The organism is Chitinophaga agrisoli, assembly GCF_008386695.1.
Lineage (GTDB): Bacteria > Bacteroidota > Bacteroidia > Chitinophagales > Chitinophagaceae > Chitinophaga > Chitinophaga agrisoli.
Genome location: NZ_VUOC01000002.1, coordinates 664,522 through 685,530, shown reverse-complemented (window position 1 = coordinate 685,530; position 21,009 = coordinate 664,522). Strand labels below are relative to the sequence as shown.

Genomic DNA, 21,009 nt, shown 5'->3' with positions numbered 1-21,009 from the left:
CAATCATTATTAATTAGTTCCTGGTTACATACCGCAGGATCTCCTCTGTCAGGTAGTGCTGCAGGGCCGGGATATGTACCTGGTCGGTGATGTCGAAGGCAAATGCGTTCACCAGCAGGGTTTTGGCCGCTTCCTGGCCAATGCCGCGTGAGCGGAGATAGAACAGTGATTCTTCGCTGAACTGGCCTACGGTGAAACCGTGGCTGCATTTCACATCATCTGCATAGATCTCCAGCTGGGGCTGGGAATTGATGTTGGCCTTCTCGCTGAGCAGCAGGTTGTTGTTCTGCTGGAAAGCGTTGGTCTTCTGGGCATCCTGGTGCACATGTATGCGGCCGGTAAATACGCTGTTGGCGTTATCCAGCAGCACGCCCTTGTACAGCTCATTACTGTTACAATGGGGTACCAGGTGATCCACGAAGGTATGATTGTCTACATGCTGCTGTTCCGTTACCAGGGTCAGGCCATGGAGGTCTGTTTCTGTGTAGCTGCCTTTGAGCGCTACGCTCAGGTTGTTACGGATCAGGTTAGCCTGCGGCAAAGCAAAGTTATGGTGATGGTAACGGCTGTAGGCCTGCTGCAGGATAGCGGTATGGGTCACATGCCGGCTGTCCTGTACGGTGTTCTGCAGGTTGTAATGCCACAGCTCTGCGTTCTCTTCCAGTATCACCTCGCTTACGCTGTTTACAAAAGCTACTACGCCATCATGCAGCCCAACGGAACTTTCTATGATGGCGCCGGAAGCATGCGGGTGTACGATGAACAGGTGGCGGGGCTGGAGGAAGGCGTGCTGGGAAAGCGTATACACATGTACAATGTGCAGGGGCTTATCCAGTATGGCATTCTTCTTCAGCTCTATATACAATCCATCTGCAAACAGGGCAGTGTTAAGCGCCGCAAAAGGCTGGTCTGCCAGGTGCGGGTGCTTATCAAAATGGGCTTTGAACCCTGCCTGTTGGGAGGCTTCGCTCAGTTTGCTGATGGTGATGTCCTTGATCTCCGGCAGATCAGATAATTCCGGCTGCAGGTGACCGTTCACCAGTACAGCGCGGTAGCAGGGCAGGTCTGCAATGGCAGCCGGGGCAACCTGGCTGGCCGTTACGGGTAAAGGCTGCTGCTGCAGTATAAAAGGTTGTTCCTTTAAAGTGCGTTGGATGTTGGTATAGCGCCATGCCTCTGTTTTCAGATCGGGCAGGCCCAGGGAACGGAACCGAGCCAGGGCATCCTGCCGGGTGGCATACAGCACATCTTCCTTGGGTGTAAGGCCATTGCCGCCTTCCAGTATATATTGGTAGAATGGTATTGTTATGTCGTGTGTCATCCCTTTTAGTTAATAATTAAGCATGAATAATTAATAGTCAGGGCAGTTGTGGCTGCCCGGTTATTAATCAGTCATTGGTTCATTATTCATTCACTCAAACGTGCACTTCTGCTTCCCTGAGCCAGTCGTAGCCTTTCTCTTCCAGTTCCAGGGCCAGTTCCTTGGTGCCGGTCTTTACAATACGCCCATTGTACAGTACGTGCACAAAATCAGGGATAATGTAATCGAGGAGACGCTGGTAGTGGGTGATCAACAGGAAGGATTTTTCCGGGCCGCGCAGTTTGTTAACGCCGTTGGCTACAATACGCAGGGCGTCGATATCCAGACCGGAGTCGGTTTCATCGAGTATACCCAGTTTAGGATCCAGCATAGCGAGCTGAAAGATCTCGTTACGTTTCTTTTCGCCGCCGGAGAAGCCTTCGTTCAGGGAGCGGTTCATCAGGTTGGCGTTAAAGTCCACCAGTTGTTGTTTCTCCTTGGTCAGTTTCAGGAACTCTTTAGCTTCCAGGGCGGGCAGGCCTTTATATGCGCGTATTTCGTTCAGCGCTGTTTTAAGGAAGTTAAGGTTTGATACGCCGGGGATCTCCACGGGGTATTGGAAAGCCAGGAACACGCCTTCACGGGCGCGGTCTTCCGGGGAAAGCTCCAGCAGTTCTTTGCCGTCGAAGTTCACTTCGCCTTGCGTCACCGTATAATTTTCGCGTCCTGCAAGCACAGAAGCCAGGGAGCTCTTACCGGAACCGTTAGGTCCCATAATGGCATGCACTTCACCTTTGCGGATCTCCAGGTCAATACCCTTCAATATTGCTTTCCCGTCTACTTCTGCGTGCAGATTTTTAATCGTCAGCATGATATGTTTTGTTTCTCTGTTGTTTTGTTCGTTTACGTAATATATTATCCTACGCTGCCTTCCAGTGTGATGGAGAGGAGCTTCTGGGCTTCCACCGCAAATTCCATGGGCAGCTGGTTCAGTACTTCCTTGGCATAGCCGTTTACGATAAGGGCTACCGCTTTTTCAGTATCGATACCGCGCTGGTTCAGGTAAAAGATCTGGTCTTCCCCGATCTTGGAGGTGGTAGCTTCGTGCTCTACGGTAGCGCTTTTGTTCCTGGACTCTATGTACGGGAACGTGTGGGCGCCGCAGCGGTTACCGATCAGCAGTGAGTCGCACTGGGTAAAGTTACGGGCATTGTGTGCGCGGGGACCTACCTGTACCAGTCCGCGATAGGTGTTATCGCCCTGTCCGGCAGAAATACCCTTGGAAATGATCCGGCTGCGGGTATTGCGGCCCAGGTGGTAGATCTTGGTACCGGTGTCTGCGATCTGCTTGTTACGTACTACCGCAACGGAGTAGAATTCGCCCTGTGCGTCATCGCCCTGCAGGATCACGCTGGGGTATTTCCAGGTGATGGCTGAGCCGGTCTCTACCTGTGTCCAGGAGATCTTGCTGCTGTTGCCTTTACAGATACCGCGTTTGGTCACGAAGTTATAGATACCGCCTTTCCCGTCTTTATCACCAGGATACCAGTTCTGCACGGTGGAGTATTTGATCTCCGCATGGTCCAGGGCTACCAGTTCTACCACGGCAGCATGCAGTTGGTTCTCGTCCCGCATGGGAGCAGTACAGCCTTCCAGGTAGCTTACATAGCTGTTATCGTCGGCTATGATCAGTGTGCGTTCAAACTGACCGGTGTTCTGCGCATTAATGCGGAAGTAAGTGCTCAGCTCCATAGGGCAGCGCACTCCTTTAGGAATATATACGAAAGAACCGTCGGAGAATACGGCGGCATTCAAAGCTGCAAAGATGTTATCGGAGTGGGGCACTACAGATCCCAGGTATTTTTTTACCAGGTCCGGGTGTTCGCGTACAGCTTCTCCAAAGGAGCAGAAGATCACGCCCATCTCTTTCAATTTGCCTTTAAAGGTGGTAGCTACGGAAACGCTGTCAAACACTGCGTCTACGGCTACGCCGGAAAGGGCTTTTTGTTCGTTAAGGGGGATACCTAGTTTTTCGAAGGTCGCTAGCAGTTCAGGGTCTACTTCATCCAGGCTGGCCAGTTGTTTCTTCTTCTTGGGAGCGGCATAATAGGAAACGGCCTGAAAGTCGATGGCAGGCATAGGAAAATGCTGCCAGGAGGGCAGTTGCATCTTCTTAAATGCCTGGTATCCTTTCAAGCGCCATTCCAGCAGCCATTCCGGTTCTTCTTTCTTGGCGGAGATAAAGCGGATGATCTCTTCATTGAGACCAGCTGGCGCTATATCCATTTCAATATCGGTGGTAAAGCCAAACTCATATTCCTTGTTGGCAATATCATCGATTATCTCGTTACTGTTTCTCATACTACTTTGTCTGTTTGCGGTTCAGCCGTGCGATGCGTTGCTTCCTTATGCTATGATCCTTCACCGGACGCCTGAAACTGGTCTATACTGCGAAGCTCTCCCCGCAGCTACAAGTTCTGGTGGCATTGGGGTTATTGAAAAAGAGGCCTTTGCCATTCAGTCCGTCTGAATAGTCCAGTTCTGTGCCGTAAAGATATAGGAGGCTTTTCATTTGTACCACTATCTTAACGCCTTTATCTTCAAATATTTGATCGCCAGACTCTTCGCCGGTCTCAAATTTCATCACATATTCCAGGCCGGAGCAGCCGCCGCCTTTTACGCCCACACGCACAAAGGTGCCAGGTGCATGGCTTTCCCTCACCATCAGGTCCTTTATGTATACGCTTGCTTTTTCTGATACGGTAATCATAATAATAAGCTTTTAGTCGTTTGCCGTTAGTTTTTAGCTAACAGGCTGTTTATCAGATGTTTCGATTTTTATAGTTAACTATTGGCTTTGAGCTGATAGCTAATCGTTTATTTATTTTCCGGTGGCCCCTGCGGCCAATAACGGCTAAATTAACCCATTCTACTGCAATATAGTCTCTAGCTAAATGCTAATTGCTAAAGGCTAACCAATTGGTAATCAAGCTACCCGTGATTTCGCATCCGCTAGTAGCGTTACCATTTGGCCCAGCTTTTGCTCATACGGGGCTGTAAAGTTACTGGTATCTGCATCAAATAAATGATCTTTCAGTACCGGAATGGAAAAAGGCAGTACCCATGCGCGTAAAGCTTTGGCTACTGCATCCATGGCATTAATGCCCTGCATGGCCTGTGTACCGCCGGCCCAGCACACCAAAGCTACGACCTTTCCCGTTAAATAGGGGCGGCCGTGCCTGCTGGTGAGCTCAAGCCAGTCGAGGCAATTTTTCATTACCCCGGTCATGCTACCATGATATAAAGGCGTTAGCCAAACCTGGAGCTCCGCATTGCAGAACATTTCGCACATGGCCTTTACACTGGCGGGTGTTTCGTTTTTAGCGGGATCAAAGAACGGAATGTCTGCTTTGGCCGGACTAAACACCTGGGGGGTGAAGCCTTTTTGCCGGAATTGGTCCTCAAAGTAACCTACCAGTTTACCAGCGGTGGAAACGGGACGGTCATCCATGGAACCATTAAATATCAATACGTTCATTTAACTCTTTAATTGTCAGTGGATTAAATTGTTATAATACGTTATGATCCAGGGAGTGTTGCTCGCAAAGGTCGTATAACCTTACAACAATATTTTTTTAACTAGTACAAAATTACGAGATTTGACAATAAAACAAGTAATAACTTGGAAAATTATATGCCAAAGATCAAAACGGCTGCCGACCGGTTCCTGGTGCTTTTAAAGACCCGCGGACCGCAAACTGCTGCTTCGCTTGCTGCCGAACTGGGCATCACGGGCGAAGGAGCACGGTTGCAATTGCTGAAACTGGCAGAGGAAGGACTCGTGGTAGCCGCTACCAGTGCACGCGGGGTAGGGCGGCCGGTACAGGTATGGAGCCTGACGGCCCAGGGAAATGCGCATTTTCCGGACAATCATGCAGAACTAACACTGCAGCTTATAGACACTATCCGTCATCAGCTGGGACAGGAAGCCCTGGACCAGGTGATCTCCGCTCGGGAGCAACAACAGGTGGAAAGATACCTTAGTGCCCTCGAGGGTGTGGACGGGATCGGTGATAAGATCGCCCGCTTTGCGGCCATCCGCACGGAAGAAGGTTTCCTGGCGGAATGGCGCCAGGATGAGGAAGGTTTTCTATTTATAGAGAACCATTGCCCGATCTGCAGCGCTGCTACCCAATGTATGAATATTTGCCAGTCAGAATTACGGACTTTCCGCACCATCCTTGGGGATGAGGTGACCGTTTCCCGCGCGGAACATATTGCCAGCGGCGATCACCGGTGTGTTTACCGGATAGACTTTGCCGGTTTACTGGAGTTGAAAGGGGAGTGAGTACGCTATTACTACGGGTGGAGTGCGCTTTTACTCCAGGGAAAGTGCGCTTTTACTCCCCAGGAGCGCTATAGGAGAGCGCAAGGTAAGCACTGACCCCAATGCCCATTATTTTACCCCCTTTTTTAAAATATCAACACCATAGTACCGCTGATAATCAGCAGGGCTCCAACTGCTGTTTTCCAGGTAAGGGCTTCGTGCAGGAAAATAACGGATAATATAATGGTCAGCGCTACGCTTAACTTATCTACCGGGGCCACCTGGGATACCTTGCCGATCTGCAGGGCTTTAAAATAGAAGATCCACGACAGGCCGGTAGCCAGGCCGGATAATACTAAAAACAGCAGGCTGTGCTTAGAAATGCCATTGAGACCTTTGGCTTCGCCGCGTACGAGTACGATGGTCCAGGCGACTATTAATATAATAAAGGTGCGGATGCCGGTAGCCAGGTTAGAATTGATGTCTGACACGCCGATTTTGGCAAAGATGGCGGTGAGAGCGGCAAAAAGCGCGGAGAGTAAGGCATAAAGCCACCACATAAGAGGGAGAATTGGTTCAAATAAAGATAGGTAGTTTGAGGGGGATTGGGTTGGCTATATTTTTTAATAGCATGGGCTATAAATAAAGGCGCCTGTCTGAGAAGACAGGCGCCTTTATACGTATCAGATACGTGGTTTATTTACGATCGTTGTTCTTGCTGCGCCGCGGTGGCTTTTGCGTTAAAATGAAATAATTATACATTTCTGAAGGTGGGGATATCATTCCCTTTTTAATATCATCCGTGAAGTTTAATATCGGAAAAATCAAACGGATTATTATACCTTCCTGCCCAATATCTTCAAGCTTCTTTTTACGCCATCCAGTTCTGCAATGTCTGGCAGATGGGCCCATTCTGCAAAGCCCATTTTTTCAAACAGCTGCAGGCTGGGCGTGTTGTGGGCGAAAATAAATCCTAAGAGGGTCTGAACGCCCAGGGCGGGGCATTGCGCAATAGCATATTCCAGGATGGCTTTTCCTAAGCCCTTGCCCCGGAAATCCGGGTGCAGGTAAATGCTGATCTCTACCGTGGCATTATAGGCGGGCCGGCCGTAGAAGGATTGCAGGCTTACCCAGCCGGCGGTCTGGCCGTCCATTTCTACCATCCACAGCGGACGGCGTTCTGGTGTGTGCGCATGATACCACGCTTCGCGGTCTGCGACTGTTACGGGTGTAGTATCCGCCGTTACCATACGGGAGGCGATGGTAGTATTATAGATGTCTACGATCACAGGCAGATCGGAAGGGAGCGCATTTCTGAATTCTAAAAACATGGCGCCAAATGTACAAAAGTTGTTATTTCTTTTTCACAGGGCGCAGCTTCCTTTTTTCCGGCAGCTCTCCCAACAGGATGGCCCAGGGGTGCATGCTGTCGATACGCTCAAAAATGATCTTGAGCATGGCAATGACAGGAATAGCCAGGAACATACCGGGCACACCCCATAACAGGTTGCCGGTCACTACGCCGATGATGGTCACCAGGGCATTGATCTTTACTTTGGAGCCCATGATACGGGGTAATAATATATTACTATCCAGGAAGTGTACGATCAACAGGGAAATACCCACCTGGAAGGTGGCGCCCAGGGTACCGGTGGTAAGGGTAACGATCATACAGAGTATAATGGCGGTAAAGATGCCCAGGTAAGGGATAATATTAAATACGGCTGCCATGATGCCCAGGAGCATGGCGTATTTAATGCCCAGCATCCAGAAGATAACGCAGTTCACAATGGCTACTACGATCATCTCTATCATTAAGCCGCTAACATAACTTTTGATAATAAAGCGTGTTTGCTGGATGATATCTACCAGTTTGTCGCGGTGTTTTTCTTCGAAGAATTTTACCAGGAAGGTAACCAGCAGGGAGCGGTATAAGAGCAGGAAGAAGGAGTACAGCAATACGAAGATCACGAAGATGAACAGGGAGGATACCGCGCCAAGGGTTTGACTCAGGAACGTGGTGGCAGAGCCCAGGGTGCCCATGGCCAGCTGTTCCAGGTAATCCAATTGTTTATGCGCGTTGATGTTGAATTGTGCGTTTATCCATACCTGTAAGCTATCCAGGCTTTTTATGAGCTGTTTCTGCAGCTGGGGGAAGTCAGATACAAAAGCACCCATTTGCGTGGTGAGGAGGGTAACCACCCCCAGCAATGCTATCACGAAGAAAAATACGGCGGTAAAGGCCGCCAGTCCCCGGGAAAAGCCCCAGTGTTCCAGCTGGGTGGCGATGGGTAGCAGCATAATGGCTACCAGCGAGGCAAACAGCAGCGGAATGGCAATGGTGGCACTAAAGTGCGCAATGTATATGATCAGCACCAGCGACAGTAGGGTATAGGCCAGGCGTGCGGTAAAAGGTAGTTTGCTCTCGTTCATCCGGTATAAACATTTATTCAAAAATAACCGCTTTCCCGGTTTGTTGGTTTATAAGTTTATTAGTAGTTTAAAGTTCACGTCAACCGATAAACCCATTAACCATGCAAAGACAACTATACCTGTTGATTTCCTGCCTGTTAGTACTGTCCGGCCTCAGGGGCTACTCACAGTCTTTTTCCAAAAATAATATTGACAGTTTGCCGGTGCGCGGCTTTTGTATTGCTGCTCCGCCTGCTGCAGGCGTGGACAGTTTTATCACCTTTATCCATAAGGAGCTGGCGCCCAGGCATATCAATACGCTGGTGCTGCGGGTGGATTATAACTACCGCTACCAGCGGCATCCGGAGCTGGCGGATGAGGGTGCGCTTACCAAACAGGATGTGGCCAGGCTGGTAAAGGCCTGTAAGGAGCATAAGATCCGCATTATTCCGCAGGTGAACCTGCTGGGGCATCAATCATGGGCAGGTACTTTAAACAGCCTGTTGCGGGTGTACCCGCAGTTTGATGAAACCCCGCATGTAAAGATGCCGGAGAATTATGTATGGCCTAACGCGGACGGGCTATACTGTAAGAGCTACTGTCCCCTGCACCCGGAAGTGCATAAGGTTGTATTTGACCTGATGGATGAGATCTGTGAAGTGTTTGAGACCAATGCCTTTCATGCCGGTATGGATGAGGTATTTTATATAGGGGATGATAAGTGCCCCCGCTGTGGCGGCCGTGATAAGGCGGAGCTGTTTGCCGGCGAGGTACGTACGTTGCGCGATCACCTGGCTTTGCAGGGGCGTGAGCTCTGGATCTGGGGCGACCGCCTGCTGGATGGCAAGACCACCGGTATGGGTATGTGGGAGGCCAGTCTTAATAACACGTACCGCGCTGTGGATATGATCCCTAAGGATGTAATGATCTGCGACTGGCATTATGACCGGGCGGATAAATCTGCAGTATATTTTGCCATGAAGGGATTGCGGGTGATCACCTGCCCCTGGCGTAAACCAGAGGTAGCTACGGAGCAGCTGGATGATATGCTACGTTTCCAGGCCAGCGCAACCAAAGAGATGAAGCCTATGTACCAGGGGATCATGCAGACGATCTGGTCACCGGCGCCTGCTTTCCTGCGCGAATATTATGGCGGTCCCAGGATCGTGAACCGCAGGAATGATGAGGATTCGCTGCATACGCAGACGAATTGCTTTAAGGCAGTGTTTAAATAATGTGCTGATGTGCTAATGTGCAGATGTGCTGATGAATAGATTAATTGATGTATTGATTTGATTATGGAATGACCATACTAATCAGCACATCTGCACATCAGCACATCCGCACAATAGAATCAGAGCAGTTGTTTCATATAAGGTATATAGATCTCACAGAGGTTGGGGCCAGTGAGTGAGATAAAGAAGTGGTTGCCGCTCATTTTATAGATGCCCTGGCGGCAGCAGCGGTTAATAAAATCGTACATGGGTACGCCGGCAGTCACAAAATCCATTGGTACCTGCAGGCGCAGGTAGTTGCCGCCATTCAGCCGTTTATGGATCAGGTGGGGGAATTGGGCGCCAAACTGCAAGTGGGCTTGTAGATCTTTAGCCGGCAGGGATACGCCGGCATACATACTAAGCTTTTCATAATCTGTTACGGGTACGGCATCGAGGGTGCCGGTAATGATCTTGCCCTGAGGCAGGTCGAGGGTATCGAGCATTTTCCGGAAGCGTTGCTCATGATAGCTCATTTTCATCACCAGCTGGGCAATGGGGTCCTGGCCATAGGAGATGAGGGTATAGTACATTACCGCATCGGGGAGTATAACGTGCTCCGCGCGGTCAAAGCTGAAGAAGTCGCTGATAGTGCTTCCCTGCTGTGCATACACGGCGGTGATCATGGCGGTTAGCTCCAGGGTCCTTTTTTCATTAGGGAGCTCCTCTATTTTACGGAAATACCGGGGGCTTCTGCCAAAATGGTTGGTGAAGGCCTTGGTAAAGGCCGCCATGGTGGCGTAGCCGGACAGATCGCTGATCTCGCCTATATTATAACCACTATGCCGCAGTAAACCCGCCGCCAGCTCCAGCCGGTGCCGTTTTACGTATTGCCAGTACGGCTCGCCCATGATCTCCGCAAAGATGTGATAGAAATAAGAATAAGAGATCCCCAGCCAGTCAGACACATTTTTCATATTAAACGACTCCATCACGTGATCATCCGCGTAACCGAGACCGCGCAGGGCATATTGTTCCAGTTGCTCTCTTGTAGGTGCTTTGGGCTTCATGTCAGTTTTTCCAGGTTTTTAAGAGGGTTATTTTTTGCTGTTAACTAATTACCACACAGAAAGTTATAGATGTATATATGAAATAATGAATAAAGGTAATTTTCCAAGTATTCTAAAGTTAACGTTTTAGTCATTAATTGAGAAAAAATTATTACATGGCAATTGAAAACTATACCTTTATACTTTTTTACATTTTCTTAACGTTATTATACTATTCTATTAGCCTCTAAACCTTAGCAAGTTGAAAAAGATTACATGGATATTGCTGCTTACTTTTCTGGCCCCTCTCTGCGTTTTTTCACAAGACTGGCATGTAGGTGGTTTCCTGGGAATCAGTAATTACAGTGGGGACCTCGCACAATCCCGGGTGGATATGCGTTATACGCGTCCGGCGCTTGGCCTTATGGTCAAAAGGGATATTAACCGCTATCTTACGCTGCGTGCGGGCCTTAATATGGGGCATATAGCGGCGGCGGACAGCACCAATGAAAGCAAACTGCTGGTACAGCGTAACCTGAGCTTCCGTTCTGTAATATGGGAAGGGAACCTGATCGCTGAGATCAATTTCCTGGACATCTATGACAAAGGCTTTACGCCTTATGTGTTTGGCGGTATCGCTGTGTTCAGTTTCTATCCTACTACAAAAGATTCCCTGGGGAATACTGTTACATTGCGCCGGCTTAATACGGAAGGGCAGGAGCTGGCGGAATACCCGGAAAGGAAACAGTATAACCTTACGCAGTTTGCCCTGCCATTTGGCGCGGGCGTAAAGGTGATGCTGAGCGACGCCTGGACCCTTGGATTTGAAGTGGGGATCCGCAAAACATTCACGGACTACCTGGATGATGTGAGCAAGACCTATGTAGACCAGGACTTACTGCGCAGATTTGGGCAGAAATCCGTTGATTTTGCCTACCGGGGCGATGAGGTAAACGGCAAAGGGCTTACACCCGGTGTTTATCCTGCGGATGGCACTATCAGGGGCTCTGATAAACATTCCGACTGGTACATTTTCTCCGGTCTTACGATCACTTACCGTATTGGTGGTGGCGGCAGCCGTGGTCCTTTTGGCAGGCAGAAGTTCTCTTCCTGTCCAAGATATTGATCATCAATTCGATTTTGGCATAATACTTGTTGAAAGGGAGGTCGCAAAATCGCCCCCAACAAAGTCCACAATAAAAAAAGGTATCCCGTCCACCATCGGTTGGGCGGGATTTTTTATTTGGCATACTCTTTGAATTATATACGTTGAAACAGGTAATAAACGAAGCGGTCGCCAACTGGACAAAAGGCCACATGGATCAGAAACCGCGGAGATAGTAAGAGCCGGAAAGGCCGGCCAGGTTGGACGCTTCACCTACCTGTTCATTACAATAAACACTACGTATTTTCGTTTTAATAACAGTAAAACGGCTTCATTTCAACAGGGTTAAAACTGCATGCTAATAGTGGTAAAACTGCGTTCTAATAGTAGTGAAATTGTATTTTAATATTAATTTAATAACTGCGTTTTTTAGTAAAAATAAACTGAACACCGGCAAGAACCGAACAAGCTATCAACCTTTCACCCTTTCCCGGGTAACACACCATCTGCTAAAACAACATTCTTTAAGAACTTAAAACTGAACAGCATGAAACGCGTATTCTTCATGATGCTGCTGTTAATGGGCATCGTATTTTCTTCACAGGCGCAAAGAGGGCATTACGACAGGGGATATGGACATGGCCGTGGCCATGGAAACGGGCACTGGAAACACGAACGCTATTATTATAATGATTGCAGGCCGGGCAGGGTAGTGGTGTACAGGCAGCCGGTATATGTGGCTCCCAGGCCGGTATATGTAGCGCCTGCGCCGGTATATTACGCGCCCCCGCCGCCTCCGCCGGTAGTATACTATCCCAGCCGTCCCCGGGTGGTAGTGAATGCGGGTATCACCATCGTGCATTAGTCAATAACGGATAGATTTGTAAATGTCCTGTTCCTGCAAGGGGGCAGGACATTTTTTATTGACATATATTTGAACTTACTTTGTCTTTTCATTGATTATGCCGTACAAGAATCTGAAACATTTTATTGATACGCTGGAAAATGCGGGTGAGCTGGTGCGCATCAAAACCTATGTGGACCCAAAGCTTGAAATAGCAGAAATAACGGACCGTGTGAGCAAGTCGCCGGGTGGCGGCAAAGCCCTGTTGTTTGAAAATACAGGTTATGATTTCCCGGTACTTATAAATTCCATGGGCAGTTATAAACGTATGTGCCTGGCCCTGGGTGTGCAGGAACTGGACGATGTGTCCCGGGAGATTGAAGACCTTTTTAAAATGCTTTCCAAACCCAAGGAAGGCATTCTCGATAAATTATCCATGCTGCCCAAGTTAAGCCAGTTTGCCTCCTGGATGCCCAAGGTGGTAAGCGGGAAAGGCGCCTGCCAGGAAGTAGTGATGCAGGACCCGGACCTTGGCAAGCTGCCGGTGATGCAGTGCTGGCCCAAAGATGGCGGCCCTTTTATCACCCTGCCTGTGATCCACACCAAAGATCCCAACAACGGCAGCCGTAATGTAGGCATGTACCGTATGCAGGTATTTGAGAAGGATATGACGGGTATGCACTGGCATAAACACAAGGTAAGCGCCAAACACTTCATGGAATACAAGAAGCTGAAAAAGCGTATGCCGGTAGCTGTTATACTGGGCGGCGATCCTGTATATACCTATTCTGCCACCGCTCCTTTGCCGGAAAATGTGGATGAATATATGCTGGCTGGTTTCCTTCGCAAAAAGAAGGTGGAGCTGGTGAAATGTATCAGTCAGCCGGAGCTGGAAGTACCGGCAGATGCGGATTTTGTAATAGAAGGATACGTAGACCCCGAGGAAGAGCTGATCTGGGAAGGGCCGTTTGGCGACCATACCGGCTATTATTCCCTGGCGGACTGGTACCCGCGTTTTCATGTTACCTGTATCACGCACCGTAAAGACGCCGTATATCCCTCTACGATAGTAGGCATTCCTCCCCAGGAAGACGCCTGGATAGGCAAGGCCACGGAGCGCATTTTCCTGGCGCCTATAAAAATGACGCTGGTGCCGGAGATCGTGGATATGGACATGCCGGTGGAGGGCGTATTCCACAACCTTGTCATCGCCCAGATAAAAAAAGACTATGCCGGTCAGGCCCAGAAAGTGATGAATGCTATGTGGGGAGCCGGACAGATGATGTTTAACAAGATACTGGTGGTAACGGACGAAGGCGCTGCCATACAGGACTATAAACAGCTGGCGCAGTATGTGTTCCGTCACCTGAACCCTGCTACTGATATTTACCTGAGCCAGGGACCAATGGATGTACTGGACCACTCCTGTTCCAAAATGGGTTTTGGCGGTAAGATGTGTATTGACGGGACTAAAAAATACGAGGAAGAATCAGACAACAGCTATGAGACAGGCCGCCTGCAGTATAACGCTGCCAGCGAAGCCCTTATCCGGGAAAGGTTCCCGGAGATCAAAGGTATTAACGCCTCCCTGCTGCAAATGGATATTCCCTGTTTGCTGGTAGCTGTGCAAAAAAGCCGCCCTTTCCATATAAAAGAGCTGAACGAAGCCCTCTATGAGCTGCCAGAAATGACCGGTATCAAAATGGTGCTGTATGTGGAGCATACGGTGGATGTGAGTGACCTGCCTTCTGCCCTCTGGCGTTTCTGTAATAACCTGGACCCCAAACGCGACAGCTTTATTACCGAGATGCCGCTGCCCAATCACAAAAGAAGGGCCGGTATTGGTTTTGACGGCACATTGAAGACCCGGATACTGGACAATTTTGAGCGGGACTGGCCCAATATCATTGTAGCGGATGACGCCACCATCCGTAAGGTGGATGACAAGTGGAAGGACCTGGGTATGGGACCCTTTATCGCATCGCCCTCGCTGAAATATAAACAACAGATATATGGACAAGAAGCGGTGGTACAACAGTAGCCTTTTTTTACTCATCATACTATTATCCGGGGTTTTGAGCGCCACTGGCCAGGTAAAAACGGAAAACTTCCGGTACCTGACCCGATTGGTGGGCACCTGGGAGATGCGGACCCGGGAGAGCATGATCACAGAACAATGGAGCCGCGTAAATGACTCTACCTTTGAAGGACGCACCTGGCGAATTGTAAACGCAGACAGTGTATTGCAGGAAACGATGCAGCTGATCCGCAGTACGGATGCTATCTACTATATTCCTACCATCAAGGGACAAAATAATGACCAGCCTGTGCGTTTTAAGCTGCAGGTACTGAAGCCCGAAGGTTTTATTGCGGAAAATCCAGCGCATGATTTCCCGAAAAAGATCACGTACCGTTTAAAGGATGAGCGGCACCTGGACGCTAAGGTAGAGGGGAAGCAAGGGAATACCTATGGCGAGATCATTTTCCAGTATAAGAAGAAGGAATAAAGGATAATAAGGATCTTTACCAATAATAAAGCCGCTCCCGGGAAACAGGTGCGGCTTTTTTTGTACGACCAAACTCAAATTAAACTACGTTGCTATTCAACAGTAATATATTATGATCACGTGTTGATGGTACAAAAATAGCGGGCTGCCGCTCCGGCGGTTTATGTATTCGGGAAATTGATTTGCGAGAAAGGGAGAAGTTAATGTGCGGATGTGCAAATATGCTAATGTGCTAATGATGGAATGCAGCGATTAATGGATTAATGTGGATGATACTCCGTAGATAATACATTATTTAATCCATACATTCAACTATTAGCACATCTGCACATCTGCACATTAGCACATTTGCACATTGTTATTTATGGATCTCTGAAGTAAAATGGAACTCTATTTCCGGGTTGTTGGTACGCTCTGTATTCAGGTACCATTCTGACTGGGCCAGGTATACCAGGTGACCATCTTTATCCTCTACGACATTGGCTTGTTTGAAGCGGATAAAATCTTCGACCTTTTGTTTATTGCCGGTGATCCAGCAGGCCTTGTAGAAGGGCAGGGTATTGAACTGGCAGGCTGCGCCGTACTCCTGGAGCAGGCGGTACTGGATCACTTCAAACTGCAGGTCGCCCACGCAGCCAATGATCTTGCGGTTGCCGCCGTGCTGGGTGAAGAGCTGCGCCACGCCTTCGTCTGTTAACTGGCGGATACCTTTTTCCAGCTGTTTGGTCTTCATTGGGTCCCGGTTCACCAGTTCCTTGAACAGCTCCGGAGAAAAGCTGGGGATGCCGGTGAAGTAGAAGTCTTCGCCCTCTGTAAGGGTATCGCCTATCTTAAAGTTACCGGTATCAAAAAGGCCTACTACATCGCCGGGGTAGGCGTCGTCCACTACGTTCTTTTCGCGGGCCAGGAAGCTGTACGGGTTGCTGAAGCGTACATCCTTATCCAGGCGCACATGGTGGTAAAATTTGTTCCGCTCAAAACGGCCGGAGCATACGCGGAGGAATGCGATACGGTCGCGGTGGCGGGGATCCAGGTTGGCGTGTATTTTAAATATAAAGCCGCTGAATTTTTCTTCATCTACGGTAATGGGGCGGGTGCTGGCTTCACGGTCGCGGGGTATTGGGGCGATCTCCACGAAGGTATCCAGCAGGTCCTTTACCCCGAAGTTATTTACGGCGCTGCCAAAGAAAACCGGCGCCATTTTACCTTCCAGGTAGGGTTGTTTATCAAAGGCATCGTATACGCCTTCTATCAGCTCTACATCATTCCGCAGCTGGGCAGCATCTTTTTCATTGAAATGCTCATCCACATAGCTGCTGGTCAGATCATCCAGGGCTACTATATCATCGTCCGTGGCCTTTTTATTGGGCAGGAAGGATACGAAGCTTTTATTATAAAGGTTATATACGCCTTTAAAGTCTGTGCCGCCGTTAATGGGCCAGCTGAGGGGGCGTACCTTGATGTTCAGTTTCTCTTCCAGCTCATCCAGCAGGTCAAAAGGGTTTTTACCGTCGCGGTCCATTTTGTTTACGAAGATGATCACCGGGGTATCGCGCATGCGGCATACTTCCATGAGTTTGCCGGTTTGCTCTTCCACCCCTTTTACGCAGTCTATTACGAGTACCACGCTGTCTACGGCGGTGAGCGTACGGTAGGTATCCTCTGCGAAGTCCTTGTGACCAGGGGTATCGAGGAGGTTCACCAGCACATCCCGGTATTCGAAGGTCATTACGGATGTAGCCACGGAGATACCGCGCTGCCGTTCGATTTCCATGAAGTCGGAGGTAGTATGCTTTTTGATCTTATTGGACTTTACCGCACCTGCCGTTTGTATAGCGCCGCCGAAGAGGAGGAATTTTTCCGTTAGGGTAGTTTTCCCCGCATCCGGGTGGGCGATGATGGCAAATGTTTTCCGTTTGTTGATCTCGCTGGTGTATTTCATTCGTAATAATTGGTCTTTTTTATCGGTCTCATGGAACTTCGCCTGCGGCTCTGTTTCATTCGAAATTGTTAGTCGTTTTTATTGGTCTCATGGCGCCGCGCCCTTCGGCTTGGGCTCCAAAATGGGTGCAAAAATAGCAATTTTTTTAGCTATTAACGGTCAGTCATCCCGTTTTGGCAGCTGACGAAGGCTAATGACCGGCTGTCAAAAGCTGCTAGCAGCATTCATATTTATAGAGTATATTTGGAATATGTTAGCTACCATTAAGATCTTATGGAACAGCCTTAAAATGGCGTTGCTGGAGCTGAAAGTGAATAAGCTGCGTACCTTCCTGTCGCTGCTGGGCATCACGATCGGCATTTTTTGTATTGTGGCCGTGTTTACGGTAACAGACAGCATGGAAAACAATATCCGTAATGATGTACAGGCGCTGGGCAGCGATGTGATCTATGTTCAGAAATGGCCCTGGGAAGGCGGCCCCAATGCGCCCTGGTGGAAATACCGTAACCGTCCCGAACCGCAGCATAAAGAATTAAAGACCTTACAGGATAAAGTGCAGAGCGCATCGGCCATGGCCTTTGCTTTCTCCGCCTATGGCAAAAAGGTGGAGCATGATGATGATTATATGGATGGGGTGGAAGTGATGGCGGTTTCCCATGATTTTGACAAGATCCAGCAGCTGCAAATCGTTAGTGGCCGCTATTTCAGTGGTAGTGAGGAAAGCGCGGATGTGGTGATCATGGGCGCCAATATATGGGAAGGCCTGTTCTTTTCCGCGGATGTAGCCCTGGGAAAGGAAGTACGGGTAGCCGGCCGTAACTGCCGTGTAATAGGCCTGCTGAAAAAGAAAGGGGAGAGCCTGTTGGGTGGTATCAACTATGATAATTCTGTGATCGTACCTTACGGTTATGGCCGTACCATTATGGATGAGCGCCGGTTTGGCGATCCTTTTATTATGGTAAAGGCCGCGCCTAAGATCCCCATGGAGCAACTGAAAGATGACCTGAGAGGAGCACTGCGGGCTATGCACCGGTTGCGCCCCCGGGATGATGACGATTTCTCCCTGAATGAGATCACCGCTTTAAGCAGCAGCCTGGATGGGTTGTTTGCCGCATTGAGTATAGGCGGTGGCGTGATAGGTTGTTTTGCGCTGATCGTGGGTGGTTTTGGTATTGCCAATATCATGTTTGTGACGGTAAAAGAAAGAACGAATATCATCGGCCTTAAAAAAGCTATCGGCGCCCGCCGGAGCGTAATATTGATGGAGTTCCTGCTGGAATCTATTCTGCTTTGCCTGATAGGGGGCACGCTGGGGATGCTGATCGTGTATTTGTTGATCCTTGCATTTGGCGGCGGACAAAGCTTTACTATTTCCCTGTCTGCCGGGAATGTGATCTTTGGCGTGGGTACTTCTGTGGTGGTAGGGGTGCTGGCGGGGTTCATTCCTGCGTTCTTTGCTTCCAAGCTGGATCCAGTGGTGGCAATCAGAAGTAATTGATGGCAATTTCCTGTAACAATCTTTCCGCGCCAGCGTTATACTGGAAAAATACATCATATGAACCTGAACCTGCCTGTAGTAATTGCCGGCGCCGGCCTTGCAGCCATGCTTTTTTCCTGTAAAACTCCCCAAAAAGATATGGGTTGCCGCTTCGAAGGCGAAGTGGTGGATATGACCGGCCTGGATGGCTGCGGTCTTATGATCCAGCTAAATGATAAGGATCATTCCAAACTCCAGGTAGCAGAGATCACTGACAGCAGCTTTCATCTGAAGGCTGGGCAAAAGATACGATTCAATTATACGGAACTCCACGACCGCGCATCTATCTGTATGGCCGGCAAAATCGTACGTATTGACTGCATCAAGGAGAGATAAACAACATTAAATGCCGTAGTTTTGCAGTCTATGGCCATACATATTTTAGCGATAGAGTCCTCCTGCGACGAAACCAGCGCCGCAGTACTCAGCGATGGGAAAGTTTTCAGCAATTATATAGCTAATCAAACCGTACATGAGCAATATGGGGGCGTGGTGCCGGAGCTGGCCTCCCGCGCGCACCAGGAAAATATTGTTCCTGTGGTGGATATGGCGCTCAGGAAAGCAGGCGTAGACCGCAGCGAACTGAGCGCCATTGCCTTTACCCAATCTCCCGGGCTTATAGGCTCCTTACTGGTGGGCAACTGTTTTGCCAAGGCCATGGCCCTGGCGTTAAATATCCCCCTGATTGCCGTACATCATATGCAGGCCCATGTGCTGGCCAATTTTATAGAAGATCCTAAGCCGGAATTCCCTTTCCTGTGCCTGACGGTATCCGGTGGTCATACCCAGATCGTATTGTGCGAAAGCCCGCTTTCCATGAAAGTGATCGGCGAGACGCTGGACGACGCCGCCGGCGAAGCTTTTGATAAAAGCGCCAAACTGCTGGGATTACCCTATCCCGGCGGGCCGCTCATCGATAAATATGCCCAGCAGGGCGATGCTACCCGGTTTAAATTCCCTGAGCCGCAGATACCGGGGCTTAATTTCAGCTTTAGCGGGTTAAAGACAGCCATCCTGTATTTTCTGCAGGAAAAGCAGCAATCGGATCCTGGATTTGTACAACAAAATATGGCAGATATCTGCGCCTCTGTGCAGGAGCGGATCGTGAGCATATTGATGAATAAAGTGGTGAAAGCGGCCAAAGAGACCGGTATCAAACATATTGCCATTGCCGGCGGGGTGAGTGCAAATTCTGGTTTGCGTAAGGCGTTACAGGCCTATAGCGAGCGGCATGGGTGGCAGTATTATATCCCTAAGTTTGAATATTGTACGGATAATGCTGCTATGATCGCGATGACGGCCTGGTATAAGTACCAGGCGGGCGAGTTTGCGGGGTTGGATGCGGTGCCCAGCGCAAGGGCGGCGTTTTGATGTGCTAATGTGCAAATATGCTAATGTGCTAATGAAGAGGGCGATATGCTTTTGTGGAATAGGGATTACGGGAATCAAATAAACTATAATGAACTTATGTATAATCTTTTTATTTAGCATATGAACGCATTAATGCACCAGGCCATCTGCACGTCAATCCATTAGCACATTAGCATATTTGCACATCAGCACATTAGTTCCCATGTCCAATCAATATTTCCGTTTTAAACAATTCACTGTACACCAGGACAAGTGTGCGATGAAGGTATGTACAGACGCCTGTATCCAGGGGGCTTTTACAGCGGGATACCTGGCCAGGCAGTCGCCGGTTCCGCAACAGATATTGGATATTGGGACCGGCACCGGTTTGTTAAGCTTATTGTTAGCCCAGCAGATACCTGCTTTTATTACCGGGGTAGAACTGGATAGTGATGCTGCCGGGCAGGCAGCCGAAAACTTTTCGGCATCGCCCTGGGCGGAGCGATTGCAGGTTACCCAGTCGGATATACGTTATTTGCCCGCCACCTCTCACTACGATCATATTATCAGCAACCCGCCTTTTTATGAGGGCAGTCTGAAAAGTAATAATAACCTTCGCAACCAGGCGATGCATGCTACTACATTGGGGTATACGGAGCTGTTGGAGGCCATCGGCAGCCATTTACAGCCGGAAGGTACCTTTTCTGTGCTGCTGCCCCATGCGGCATTCCCTGCTTTTCGCGAGCAGGCAGAAGCTATAGGTTTTTACCCGGAAGAGTTGCTGGAAGTGAGGCAAAGTGTGCGGCATGCAGGGCCGTTCCGTACTGTGGGAATCTTTAAACAGGCGGTGCTGAAGCCGGAGATCCGGGAGTTAACCATTTATGACGAGGGGAATGCATACACACCCGCGTTTGTGGAGCTGTTGCAGCCTTATTATCTGTATCTCTAATTTTCCTGTATAGTGACCGGGAAGCTGCAAGTCGTAGTGCCCACCGTGACCGGTACTATCACTGTCCCGAACTCGCCGGGCGTACCAGCGCCCAGCAGGGTAATGGTCTGAATGCCTGTTTTGGTGAAGATACCGGCATCCGCAAAGGAGATTCCGTTCACCGTTTCAGTGAAAACGATCCATTGGCCGGGGTAGGTAACATCCACATCCATGGTGACGGTATTAAACTCCGTGAGGTACTGGCCCATGATGAAAGTGCCGCTGACGGTAGCGTTGGAGCAATTGCCGTTGGTGGAGACCAGGGTAAAGGTGGCGGCGGTATCAATATCTACCGGACCGGTGGTGTCTGTATCACTTGTGTCTATGGGGGGAGGAATCTGAGGCAAACGGCCTTCCAGGCTGGTTTCTTTAATGCAGGAGTATACCAGTAAACATAGGATTACTAGCAGTAATTGGGGTAAATACTTCATAAC

21 protein-coding genes are annotated in these 21,009 nt (G+C 49.3%); 10 read left to right on the top strand and 11 right to left on the bottom strand.

Annotated features, from left to right (window positions below):
• Positions 1–13: 13 nt before the first annotated feature.
• The 5 genes from sufD to F0L74_RS10155 form a co-directional block, all read right to left on the bottom strand.
• A complete protein-coding gene (gene sufD / locus F0L74_RS10175; protein ID WP_149837760.1) occupies positions 14–1,321 on the bottom strand; it encodes a Fe-S cluster assembly protein SufD in 1,308 nt (435 codons plus the stop codon).
• 94 nt (positions 1,322–1,415) lie between these two features.
• Positions 1,416–2,171, bottom strand: coding sequence for a Fe-S cluster assembly ATPase SufC (sufC, locus tag F0L74_RS10170; protein WP_149837759.1), 756 nt, complete (start codon positions 2,169–2,171; stop codon positions 1,416–1,418).
• Positions 2,172–2,215: 44 nt separating this feature from the next.
• Positions 2,216–3,661 carry a Fe-S cluster assembly protein SufB gene (gene sufB / locus F0L74_RS10165; RefSeq protein WP_149837758.1) on the bottom strand — a complete coding sequence of 482 codons (1,446 nt, stop codon included), beginning with the start codon at positions 3,659–3,661 and terminating at the stop codon, positions 2,216–2,218.
• Positions 3,662–3,743: 82 nt separating this feature from the next.
• Positions 3,744–4,070, bottom strand: coding sequence for a HesB/IscA family protein (locus F0L74_RS10160; RefSeq protein WP_149837757.1), 327 nt, complete (start codon positions 4,068–4,070; stop codon positions 3,744–3,746).
• Between the two features lie 216 nt (positions 4,071–4,286).
• A complete protein-coding gene (locus F0L74_RS10155) occupies positions 4,287–4,838 on the bottom strand; it encodes an NADPH-dependent FMN reductase (RefSeq protein ID WP_149837756.1) in 552 nt (183 codons plus the stop codon).
• 156 nt (positions 4,839–4,994) lie between these two features.
• Between F0L74_RS10155 and F0L74_RS10150 the strand changes: the two genes are divergently transcribed.
• On the top strand, positions 4,995–5,648 hold the full coding sequence (locus F0L74_RS10150; RefSeq protein WP_149837755.1) for a helix-turn-helix transcriptional regulator: 654 nt from the start codon (positions 4,995–4,997) through the stop codon (positions 5,646–5,648).
• A gap of 125 nt (positions 5,649–5,773) precedes the next feature.
• Here F0L74_RS10150 and F0L74_RS10145 read toward each other — a convergent pair whose 3' ends face one another.
• From F0L74_RS10145 to F0L74_RS10135, 3 genes are all read right to left on the bottom strand, one after another.
• A complete protein-coding gene (locus F0L74_RS10145) occupies positions 5,774–6,187 on the bottom strand; it encodes an EamA family transporter (RefSeq protein WP_149837754.1) in 414 nt (137 codons plus the stop codon).
• Positions 6,188–6,463: 276 nt separating this feature from the next.
• Positions 6,464–6,958, bottom strand: a complete 495-nt coding sequence (locus tag F0L74_RS10140) for a GNAT family N-acetyltransferase (RefSeq protein ID WP_149837753.1) — start codon at positions 6,956–6,958, stop codon at positions 6,464–6,466.
• A gap of 22 nt (positions 6,959–6,980) precedes the next feature.
• Entirely contained in the window at positions 6,981–8,060 is a 1,080-nt protein-coding gene (locus tag F0L74_RS10135) for an AI-2E family transporter (protein ID WP_149837752.1), read from the bottom strand.
• A gap of 101 nt (positions 8,061–8,161) precedes the next feature.
• On the opposite strand from F0L74_RS10135, the gene F0L74_RS10130 reads away from it, so the two are divergent.
• On the top strand, positions 8,162–9,274 hold the full coding sequence (locus tag F0L74_RS10130) for a family 20 glycosylhydrolase (protein ID WP_149837751.1): 1,113 nt from the start codon (positions 8,162–8,164) through the stop codon (positions 9,272–9,274).
• Between the two features lie 119 nt (positions 9,275–9,393).
• Here the strand turns inward: F0L74_RS10130 and F0L74_RS10125 are convergent, their stop codons facing one another.
• Complete coding sequence (locus F0L74_RS10125) at positions 9,394–10,323, bottom strand: helix-turn-helix transcriptional regulator (RefSeq protein ID WP_149837750.1); 930 nt, start codon at positions 10,321–10,323, stop codon at positions 9,394–9,396.
• A gap of 241 nt (positions 10,324–10,564) precedes the next feature.
• On the opposite strand from F0L74_RS10125, the gene porG reads away from it, so the two are divergent.
• From porG to F0L74_RS10105, 4 genes are all read left to right on the top strand, one after another.
• Positions 10,565–11,428, top strand: a complete 864-nt coding sequence (gene porG / locus F0L74_RS10120) for a type IX secretion system protein PorG (RefSeq protein ID WP_149837749.1) — start codon at positions 10,565–10,567, stop codon at positions 11,426–11,428.
• A gap of 526 nt (positions 11,429–11,954) precedes the next feature.
• Positions 11,955–12,272 carry a hypothetical protein gene (locus F0L74_RS10115; protein WP_149837748.1) on the top strand — a complete coding sequence of 106 codons (318 nt, stop codon included), beginning with the start codon at positions 11,955–11,957 and terminating at the stop codon, positions 12,270–12,272.
• Between the two features lie 97 nt (positions 12,273–12,369).
• On the top strand, positions 12,370–14,292 hold the full coding sequence (locus F0L74_RS10110; protein WP_149837747.1) for a menaquinone biosynthesis decarboxylase: 1,923 nt from the start codon (positions 12,370–12,372) through the stop codon (positions 14,290–14,292).
• Positions 14,264–14,758: a DUF6265 family protein gene (locus tag F0L74_RS10105; protein WP_149837746.1), complete on the top strand. Its 495-nt coding sequence runs from the start codon at positions 14,264–14,266 to the stop codon at positions 14,756–14,758. Before F0L74_RS10110 ends, F0L74_RS10105 begins: the two co-directional genes overlap by 29 nt.
• A gap of 358 nt (positions 14,759–15,116) precedes the next feature.
• On the opposite strand, the gene F0L74_RS10100 is transcribed toward F0L74_RS10105, so the two are convergent.
• Entirely contained in the window at positions 15,117–16,700 is a 1,584-nt protein-coding gene (locus tag F0L74_RS10100; protein ID WP_149837745.1) for a peptide chain release factor 3, read from the bottom strand.
• 250 nt (positions 16,701–16,950) lie between these two features.
• Here F0L74_RS10100 and F0L74_RS10095 point away from each other — a divergent pair, with 250 nt between their 5' ends.
• The 4 genes from F0L74_RS10095 to F0L74_RS10080 all read left to right on the top strand — a co-directional run bounded on the left by F0L74_RS10095 (position 16,951) and on the right by F0L74_RS10080 (position 20,536).
• Positions 16,951–18,198: an ABC transporter permease gene (locus tag F0L74_RS10095; RefSeq protein WP_188315944.1), complete on the top strand. Its 1,248-nt coding sequence runs from the start codon at positions 16,951–16,953 to the stop codon at positions 18,196–18,198.
• 57 nt (positions 18,199–18,255) lie between these two features.
• On the top strand, positions 18,256–18,573 hold the full coding sequence (locus F0L74_RS10090) for a hypothetical protein (RefSeq protein WP_149837743.1): 318 nt from the start codon (positions 18,256–18,258) through the stop codon (positions 18,571–18,573).
• 30 nt (positions 18,574–18,603) lie between these two features.
• The gene (tsaD, locus tag F0L74_RS10085; RefSeq protein ID WP_149837742.1) at positions 18,604–19,608 is read left to right on the top strand and encodes a tRNA (adenosine(37)-N6)-threonylcarbamoyltransferase complex transferase subunit TsaD; all 1,005 of its coding nucleotides are present in this window, start codon (positions 18,604–18,606) and stop codon (positions 19,606–19,608) included.
• A 202-nt stretch (positions 19,609–19,810) separates the two neighbouring features.
• Entirely contained in the window at positions 19,811–20,536 is a 726-nt protein-coding gene (locus F0L74_RS10080; RefSeq protein ID WP_149837741.1) for a tRNA1(Val) (adenine(37)-N6)-methyltransferase, read from the top strand.
• Here F0L74_RS10080 and F0L74_RS10075 read toward each other — a convergent pair.
• On the bottom strand, positions 20,533–21,006 hold the full coding sequence (locus tag F0L74_RS10075) for a hypothetical protein (RefSeq protein ID WP_149837740.1): 474 nt from the start codon (positions 21,004–21,006) through the stop codon (positions 20,533–20,535). The two genes, F0L74_RS10080 and F0L74_RS10075, sit on opposite strands and share 4 nt — an antisense overlap.
• Between the last annotated feature and the right edge of the window lie 3 nt (positions 21,007–21,009).